At 45.8% G+C, this 7,807-nt stretch carries 10 protein-coding genes; 3 read left to right on the forward strand and 7 right to left on the reverse strand.

Annotated features, from left to right (window positions below):
- Positions 1-57: 57 nt before the first annotated feature.
- From B5E82_RS15650 to B5E82_RS15665, 4 genes are all read right to left on the reverse strand, one after another.
- On the reverse strand, positions 58-354 hold the full coding sequence (locus B5E82_RS15650) for a hypothetical protein (protein ID WP_087308472.1): 297 nt from the start codon (positions 352-354) through the stop codon (positions 58-60).
- 402 nt (positions 355-756) lie between these two features.
- On the reverse strand, positions 757-1,470 hold the full coding sequence (locus B5E82_RS15655) for a 5'-methylthioadenosine/adenosylhomocysteine nucleosidase (RefSeq protein WP_087308473.1): 714 nt from the start codon (positions 1,468-1,470) through the stop codon (positions 757-759).
- A 363-nt stretch (positions 1,471-1,833) separates the two neighbouring features.
- The gene (locus tag B5E82_RS15660) at positions 1,834-2,322 is read right to left on the reverse strand and encodes a DUF6147 family protein (protein ID WP_087308474.1); all 489 of its coding nucleotides are present in this window, start codon (positions 2,320-2,322) and stop codon (positions 1,834-1,836) included.
- A gap of 75 nt (positions 2,323-2,397) precedes the next feature.
- Complete coding sequence (locus B5E82_RS15665) at positions 2,398-3,168, reverse strand: DUF4367 domain-containing protein (protein WP_087308475.1); 771 nt, start codon at positions 3,166-3,168, stop codon at positions 2,398-2,400.
- 92 nt (positions 3,169-3,260) lie between these two features.
- Between B5E82_RS15665 and B5E82_RS15670 the strand changes: the two genes are divergently transcribed.
- Positions 3,261-4,334: an undecaprenyldiphospho-muramoylpentapeptide beta-N-acetylglucosaminyltransferase gene (locus tag B5E82_RS15670; RefSeq protein ID WP_087308476.1), complete on the forward strand. Its 1,074-nt coding sequence runs from the start codon at positions 3,261-3,263 to the stop codon at positions 4,332-4,334.
- Between the two features lie 89 nt (positions 4,335-4,423).
- Here the strand turns inward: B5E82_RS15670 and B5E82_RS15675 are convergent, their stop codons facing one another.
- Both B5E82_RS15675 and B5E82_RS15680 read right to left on the reverse strand, forming a co-directional pair.
- Entirely contained in the window at positions 4,424-4,954 is a 531-nt protein-coding gene (locus B5E82_RS15675; RefSeq protein WP_162610804.1) for an RNA polymerase sigma factor, read from the reverse strand.
- 19 nt (positions 4,955-4,973) lie between these two features.
- A complete protein-coding gene (locus B5E82_RS15680; protein ID WP_087308478.1) occupies positions 4,974-5,384 on the reverse strand; it encodes an HIT family protein in 411 nt (136 codons plus the stop codon).
- Between the two features lie 121 nt (positions 5,385-5,505).
- On the opposite strand from B5E82_RS15680, the gene B5E82_RS15685 reads away from it, so the two are divergent.
- A complete protein-coding gene (locus B5E82_RS15685; RefSeq protein WP_087308479.1) occupies positions 5,506-6,153 on the forward strand; it encodes a sensor histidine kinase in 648 nt (215 codons plus the stop codon).
- Positions 6,154-6,288: 135 nt separating this feature from the next.
- Here the strand turns inward: B5E82_RS15685 and B5E82_RS15690 are convergent, their stop codons facing one another.
- Positions 6,289-6,609: a cyclic-di-AMP receptor gene (locus B5E82_RS15690; RefSeq protein WP_087308480.1), complete on the reverse strand. Its 321-nt coding sequence runs from the start codon at positions 6,607-6,609 to the stop codon at positions 6,289-6,291.
- Positions 6,610-6,783: 174 nt separating this feature from the next.
- Between B5E82_RS15690 and B5E82_RS18895 the strand changes: the two genes are divergently transcribed.
- Positions 6,784-7,807, forward strand: a 1,024-nt coding sequence (locus B5E82_RS18895) for a DDE-type integrase/transposase/recombinase (RefSeq protein ID WP_087308485.1), incomplete at its 3' end; no start/stop codon positions are given.

Below are 7,807 nucleotides of genomic sequence, written 5' to 3' on the forward strand. Positions count from 1 at the left end.
GCAAATGACGTCATAGGGATCAAGTTCCAGCCAGAAAAAATATCCTTTAAATTCCTGTTATCCCAGGAATTCTGTCAGAACCTCATCCAGAACCTGCTGCTCCGACGCGTTCAGCGGCACCCCCTGCGGCTTCTTCTCTTCTGCTCCCTGTTTTTCCCGATTTTTCTGCCTCTCTTTTTTCTCCTCCTCCTGAAAATTCGGGAAGCTCTCCGCCGCCCTGGCATTTAAGCTGCCGCGGAGTATTTCCCGTTTGCTTTCCTTTACAATCCCGGCAATCTCCCGCACATCCGCCCACAGATAGAGCAGCAGCACCAGGAGCACTGCCCAGGCAATCACGATAAAAACCCGAAACATCCAATTCCTCCCCGCTTGTCCTGTTTTTACTTTCATTATACCCGCGCGCCCGGAAAATAAAAAGAGCAGGCGCTCGCCGCAAATTTCCCTTTTCCGACAGCTTTCCCCAGCTTTCCCGCTTTTTCTGAAATACCGCAATATACAAATATACAGCGCCGGCATGCCGGAAGACAGCTCTCTGACCGCGCTGTTCTCCGGCACACCGGCGCCAACTTACTTATTTTTATAATTTTTATAATTTCTATGATTTTTATACTTCTTAATACTTCCTATATTCTCTCTTTTCCCCAGGTCCTCTGCTTTCTGCAGTTTCTCTGCGGCCTCTTTGCTTTCTGTAGTCTTTCTGCTTTCTGCAGTCCCTCTAATATCTACAACCTCTTTTTGTAAATGTTCCCGGGTTTTTTAAAATACATCGTCCGGAATCCGGCCCACAAAATTCTCCACCAGCCTTACGCTGTGCTCAATGGCCTGCTTTTCAAATTCCGGATAATCCATGGAAGCGCTGTCATCGGCTTTGTCCGAAATCGCACGCACAATCACAAAGGGCACCTTGTTCAGATACGCAGCCTGCGCAATCGCAGCCCCTTCCATCTCGGTGCAGTATCCATCCGTCCAGGAAGCGATCTCCTCCTTGGTCTCCCGTCCGGCCACAAACTGGTCTCCCGTTACCACACGGCCCACAAACACCTGAATCTCCGGATTCACTTCCTCACAGGCCGCCTTCGCCATCCCTATCAGCTCCGGGTCCGCCGGAAAACTCAAGGTATCCATCCTGGGAATCTCGCCCCTTGCATAGCCAAAGGCCCGGGCGTCCATATCATGCTGCAATGCGTCCGAAGAAAGCACGATATCTCCGATATTGATCTCCGCTTTCAGCGAGCCCGCAATTCCCGTATTGATCAGCCGGTTCACATTAAACACATCCACCAGAATCTGCGCGCAGAGCCCTGCATTTACCTTGCCAATGCCGCTCTTCACCAGCACGACCTCTTTTCCATTCAAAGTTCCCTGATAGAACTCCATGGAAGCCTTCTTCACAACAACCTCTATCTCCATCTTTTCTTTCAAAAGAATAATCTCTTCTTCCATCGCTCCAATGATGCCTGTTCTTCCCATAATCGACCTCGCTTTCTGCGTCCGTTTTCATCTATTTTACCAATACTTCCATATAATTTCAACCCGTTTCGGGTTTTGCGGTTTCCGGCTCCTATGATGCCGGAAACTATTGGCGGTATCGCATGGGATTGGAAGCTTGCTTTTGGATGGATAACGAGAAGGACCGGCAGGTATACGCTCCCCTGCCGGCTCTTCTCGGGTGTGTTGTTGTTGATTGTGTGATTCTTTGTTTTTGATTTTTTGTTACTTTTTTGTTATCAAGTGTTCAAGTGTTTTGTGTTACCTCATATAAGGATTTGGTTTCGATATTCAGTTGTTTTTTGGTGTGTTGCCTTTTTGTGCTTGCGGTTGCAAGACGGGTGGTTAGGATGCTTTCATTGCTTTGGTTTGGGTACTGATAGTTTCTGTTGTAGAGCCTTCTGTTACGGTATGTACACCCCGGACGCAATACCACCAACCTGAAGTTACAGAAATGTTGGATTTACTACCATAGCAAGATGATGTATTTTTTTCTTCAAAATAATAACTTCCGATAGTTCCAAAACTCTTTCCACCATCATCACTTTCATCCAAATAAACCGCTGCTTTAACCTTGTCACATACGGAATTTGCATTTGTCAAACCAGAAACATTCACCTTACCTGTTCCAGCACTCTTCAATCCAACTGTGCCACTCTGCAAATAGGTTCCTCTTGCAATTCCATACCAAGTATCAATCACTTCTTCTTCTGTCGTAATGTATTCATGATACCCTGGTACCGTTATTTCTGCCGCTTGACTACTTAATGATTGAATATTCCATAAGCCAATTACAAAAAGAAAACATACAATCCTTGTAACTATTTTTTTCATATTCCAATTTTCCCTCCTTTCTCTTTGAATTTGAAGCAAATTGCTACAATAAAGATACGAATAACATTTCAAATATCACATTACTTCAAAGAATATTCCTTGAACAATTCTTTTGAACTCCTCTATATCTAGATTTGAAGTAACATAATAATATGCGTTGCTATTTTCTAATTGTACTGCTAAAAGTTCCGAATCATTTCCATTCATTTGTAAAATATTAATTTCTTTATCATACTGAAACATTTCTACGCTATCTATAATCTGTCCATCGGTTTGTGTTTCGAAAACAGCTCTTTCATGCTGTTTATTTTCATAAATTTTTAAAATAACACTTTCATAATAAAACTCCATCTGGGCTTCGCCCATATCTTCACCTATAGTTACTTTAGTCAACTCCATCCCCTTCGGCTTATACCCAAGCCTCAGCGCCAATATCCCCAATCTATCCTCAATCTCATCATAAGCTTCTTCTTCCGTAACATCCATATAAATCTCTTCATCCCCGCTTATAATGGTCACATTATACTCCCCATCCGCAATCTCGCTCTCCACCGTCGGAGCAAAGAGCCTTTCGCCGCTGGCGCCCAGGCCGAGGGCCGCCAGGAGAACTGCTGCCAGCGCCACAGCCACAAGCGTACGCCTGCGGATATGGAAGGGTCTGATCGCGGATGAATTTTCGGCTGCGTTTTTCTTTTCGGCCTCAATCCGGCTCATCAGATCGGCAAAGGAATCTTCCGGCATATGAAGGGACGACAGTTCTGTGTTCTCTTCTGCCTTTTTCTCCAGCGCTTCTGCTTCCGTCTCTATTTCTGTTCTTATCCATTTACGGAATTTGTTTTCCCTCATTTTCTTCCTCTTAATTTCTCCCAATATGAATTGACAGACCGGTTGGAACCTATCATAATAAACATAGACTGTTTTTCACGGAGGTGGAATCATTGAAACGAATTCTTCTGACCGGCGGAGGAACTGCCGGACATGTAACCCCCAATATTGCTCTGCTCCCAAGGCTTCGGGAACTGGGCTACGAGATCTCATATATGGGATCTTATGACGGCATCGAAAAAAAGCTCATTGAAGAATTTGAAATCCCTTACTATGGCATTTCTTCCGGCAAGCTGCGCCGTTATTTTGACCCCAAAAACTTTACCGATCCCTTTAAGGTGATAAAGGGCTATGGAGAAGCCAGAAGCATCCTCAAAAAACTGAAACCGGATGTGCTCTTCTCCAAAGGCGGTTTTGTCTCTGTCCCTGTGGTACTAGCCGCCAGGCATTTTAAAATCCCGGCTATTATCCATGAATCTGATATGACTCCCGGTCTTGCAAATAAGCTCTGCATCCCTTCTGCCTGGAAGGTGTGCTGCAATTTTCCCGAAACACTTCAGTATCTTCCGAAGGAAAAGGCCGTGCTGACCGGTTCTCCGATCCGGCAGGAACTTCTGAAAGGCGACGCGCTGAAGGCTCTCCGTTTCACCGGACTTTCACCGGACAAGCCTGTCATTCTTGTCATGGGCGGCAGTCTCGGCGCCGCTGCGGTAAACGAAGCGGTCCGGAGCGTCCTTCCCCGGCTGCTGAAGGATTATCATGTCATCCACCTCTGCGGCAAAGGCAAGCTTGATCCTTCCCTTTCCGGCCTTTCCGGATACGTCCAGTATGAGTACATCAAAAGTGAGCTGAAAGATCTGTTTGCTCTCTGCGAGATCGTAATCTCAAGAGCCGGCGCGAACGCTATCTGCGAGCTTCTTGCTTTAAGAAAACCCAGCCTGCTGATTCCGCTTCCGGCTGCTTCCAGCCGTGGAGATCAGCTTCTGAACGCGCGCTCCTTTGAAAAGCAGGGCTTCAGCATGGTGCTCGAGGAAGAGCAGATCACCCCGGATTCTCTTCTCTCAGCCGTCCATACCCTCTATGAAAACCGTCAGAAAATGTCTGACGCCATGGCCGCAAGCCGGCAGACGGATTCCATCGAGACGATCATAAGTCTTATCGAAGAAGCCGCCGGCAGAAACAGCTGACAGCCGTTGAACGGGATAGACTGGATAGAGGATAGAGAATAAAGAATAGAATGGGATAGCATAGAAAGGGAATGCGGCTGCATTCCCTTTCAGAATTCTCTGTACTCTTCCTGAAAGTTCTCTTTCATCCAGCTTCTGCCTTTCCGGATGTAATTATCAATCGTACTCAGAGAGACACCACGCTTCTTTGCAATCAGTTTTCTGGGAACTCCCAGGTATTCCGCCAGAATCAGCGCCTCGTACCAGTCTTCATTCTTCTCCCGCAGCGCCTCCAGCATATTGCTGCAGAGGCCTCTGTACTCGACCCGCTCCAGTTCCACGCTGGAAGAGGGCTCTATCGGTTCCGTTTCATTTTCCCAGAGACCGTCTATCAGAACTTCTCTCCGGCTGCTGGATTTCTTCCAGTGGTCATAGACCAGATTGGACGCAACTACTACCAGCCAGCTTTTCACTCTTTCCACAATGATATTGTCCTGATACCCGTACAGTCTCATAAATGTTTCCTGACAGATATCCTGTGCCAGATAATAATCCTTCGTCATATCGAAGGCTACTTTCAGTACCAGATTCTTGTATTTGTCATAAATCTCCTGAAATTTCTCTTCCGTATTCACATTCACAACTTTACATCCCGGTTTTCTATTCACTCAAAAGAGCCGTCAGCTCTTCCTTGGCTTCCTGTGTCAGGCTGCCCGGTTTCCAGGTAATTCCTGCCCCATCCTCTTTGTACCGCGGAATAAGATGCATATGAAAATGAAACACTGTCTGCCCTGCCGCTTCCCCGTTGTTCTGCACCAGATTCAGTCCGTCGCATCCCAGCTTTTCTTTCATACGGCTTCCGATCTTTTTGGCAAGGACAATCGCTTTCTTGCAGCTCTCTTCATCCATCTCAAAAAGATTTGCAAAATGCTCCTTTGGAACAATCAGCGCATGTCCCCGCGCAGCCGGATTCAAATCCAGGAAAACACGAAAATCATCATCCTCATAAATGGTAGCGGAAGGAATCTCTCCGTTCGCGATTTTACAAAAAATGCAGTTTTCCTCTTTCATAATACCTGTCCTTTCCTGTTATCTTAATTTTTTTACTTTCTTTGTCGAATTTTGCAGATTTGTTCTATATTGTCAATTGCTTCCATGTATGCTACACTAAAGCACAGGAGTGATACAAATTATGGAAGACATCAATCTCACAATCGCAAAAATAACGCATGAAATACGCAATCCTCTGACTTTGATCAACAGCTCTCTTCAGCTCATAGAATCTGTTCACCCGGAAGTCAAAGATTTTCAGTTCTGGTCTCAGACTCTGGAAGACGTGGAGTATCTGAATCAGCTTCTCGACGACCTTGCCGCTTACAGCGACAGCCGCCGCTTTTTTATGTGTGAAGTCGATTTAAAAGAAGTGTTCCGTACACTGGAGGAAAGTCTGCAGCCCTATATTCTGACTCATAAAAAGAACTTTGCCGTTCACCTGCCCTCGCAGCTTCCACCGGTCTTCGGAAACCCCATAAAGTTAAAACAGGCATTTCTGAATCTTCTCAAAAACGCCTTCGAATCTACAGGGGAGGACGGATGCGTATCCCTTTCCGCCAGAAAATATCTGGATCAAATCATTATCCGGATTTCTGACGATGGCTGCGGCATGACACCCGAAGCGCTTGAAACGCTCTTTACTCCGTTTTCCTCTCACAAAGCAAATGGTACAGGTCTCGGCCTGGCTATCACTCAGAAAATCGTCAAGGCACATTACGGCCAAATCGATGTCGTATCCTCGCCCGGCCGCGGCACTACTTTTACTGTTACGCTGCCTCATTTATAGTACATATTTTATATTAATTAACTGGATAATACAAGGAATTTTTTTGAAACAGGTTTTTTGTCTCCGGCTCCGCACAGGCGGAGCCTTTTTTGTCATTCTGTGCTGACATTTCAGAATTCTGCCAGTTAGAATCAATTAGAACTTCACAGAACGTTCTACATCAGAGATAAAAATAGTCGCTCCGCCTATTTTCAGCGTGCGCTCCATCTCTACCATTACATTTCCATTATATTCCCATACTTTGCACTCTTCTTCGCGCTCCGTACAGCTCTGGCGGATATACTCCAGAATTTCTTTCTCACGCTCTGACTCCACACAGATAAGCAGTGTAATATTGGTCCTGCTGGAGTACAGACCTTCCGTCCTGAACTTTGTTGCCCGGATGCGGTTTTTGATCAGCAGTCTCGCCAGAGCATCATAATCCTGCTCCTGCACAATTACGATCATCAGCTTCATTTTTCTTTCCTCCTGATACAACAGGGTAGTGTCAAAACTACCTTCTTTTTTTATTGTAAAAGTTACGCTTTACCTTGATTTTTCGGAGATTTGCAAATAAAAAGAGCATTGACCTCCCTTTTCTGGTATAATGTCAATCGCCAAACCAACCTTATACAAAAGGAGCCAACGCTCATGGACATTATACTTTATCTTCTCACCATTATTCAATACCTTTATCAGTTGAATTGCTGGTTATTAAATTTTATCTGCAGATACATCCCTCTCAAGCAGTGGGCGTTTGATGACTCCCATTCCCCAAAATACCAGAAGTACAAGATTGATGAACTTCCTTTGATTACGGATTTCCGTCAGGACTGGACCTATAAGGAACTGATTCCTTACTTCCATAAGCGTTACGGCAAGAAGATCTGCCCCATCAAACGTCAGTCCGAATGTGACATCCCAGAAGAATGTTCCTGTCCCCGTTGTCAGGCTCCAAAACCCTATCTTTACAAGAACAACGGCTCCAAAGGACAGCTTTCCTGCAAAGTCTGTGACGCGAAGTTCTCTCAGCAGGATAACCGCTTTTCTGCCATAAAACTTCGCTGTCCCCACTGCGGGAATACTCTTGTCCCAAAGAAAGACCGGAAGTTCTTTGTCCTGCATAAGTGCGTAAACCCAAAATGCCCTTACTATCTCCATAACCTTAAAAAAGTGGAGCCAGAACATCTCAATGAGGCTTACGGGAAAAATAAATACAAGCTCCATTACATCTACCGTGAATTCACTGTAGATTTCTTTCGCATGGATTTAAACTCCCTTCCGAAAAATGCTTCTTCCCTGAAGTTCAGCCGGCATAACGCCCATGTCATGGGGCTCTGTCTGACTCTCCATGTAAATCTTGGTCTCTCCCTGCGCAAGACTTCTCAGGCTCTCAAAGATCTTTACAACATCCGGATCTCCCACCAGCAGGTCGCCAATTATGCCCGGACTGCCGCCCTCGTCATCAAGCCTTTCGTTGACAACTATGAGTATAAGACCGGAACCACCTTTATCGCCGATGAAACCTATATCAAAGTCCGCGGGATCAAAGGATACATCTGGTTCATCATGGATGCGGTATCCCGCTCCATTCTTGGCTATCAGGTCTCTGACAACCGCGGGGTAGGTCCCTGCATCCTTGCTATGCGCATGGCTTTCCGTAAGTTGAAGCAGC

Origin of the sequence: Lachnoclostridium sp. An138 (genome assembly GCF_002160765.1) — a bacterium.
GTDB classification, from domain to species: Bacteria; Bacillota; Clostridia; order Lachnospirales; family Lachnospiraceae; genus Laedolimicola; species Laedolimicola faecalis.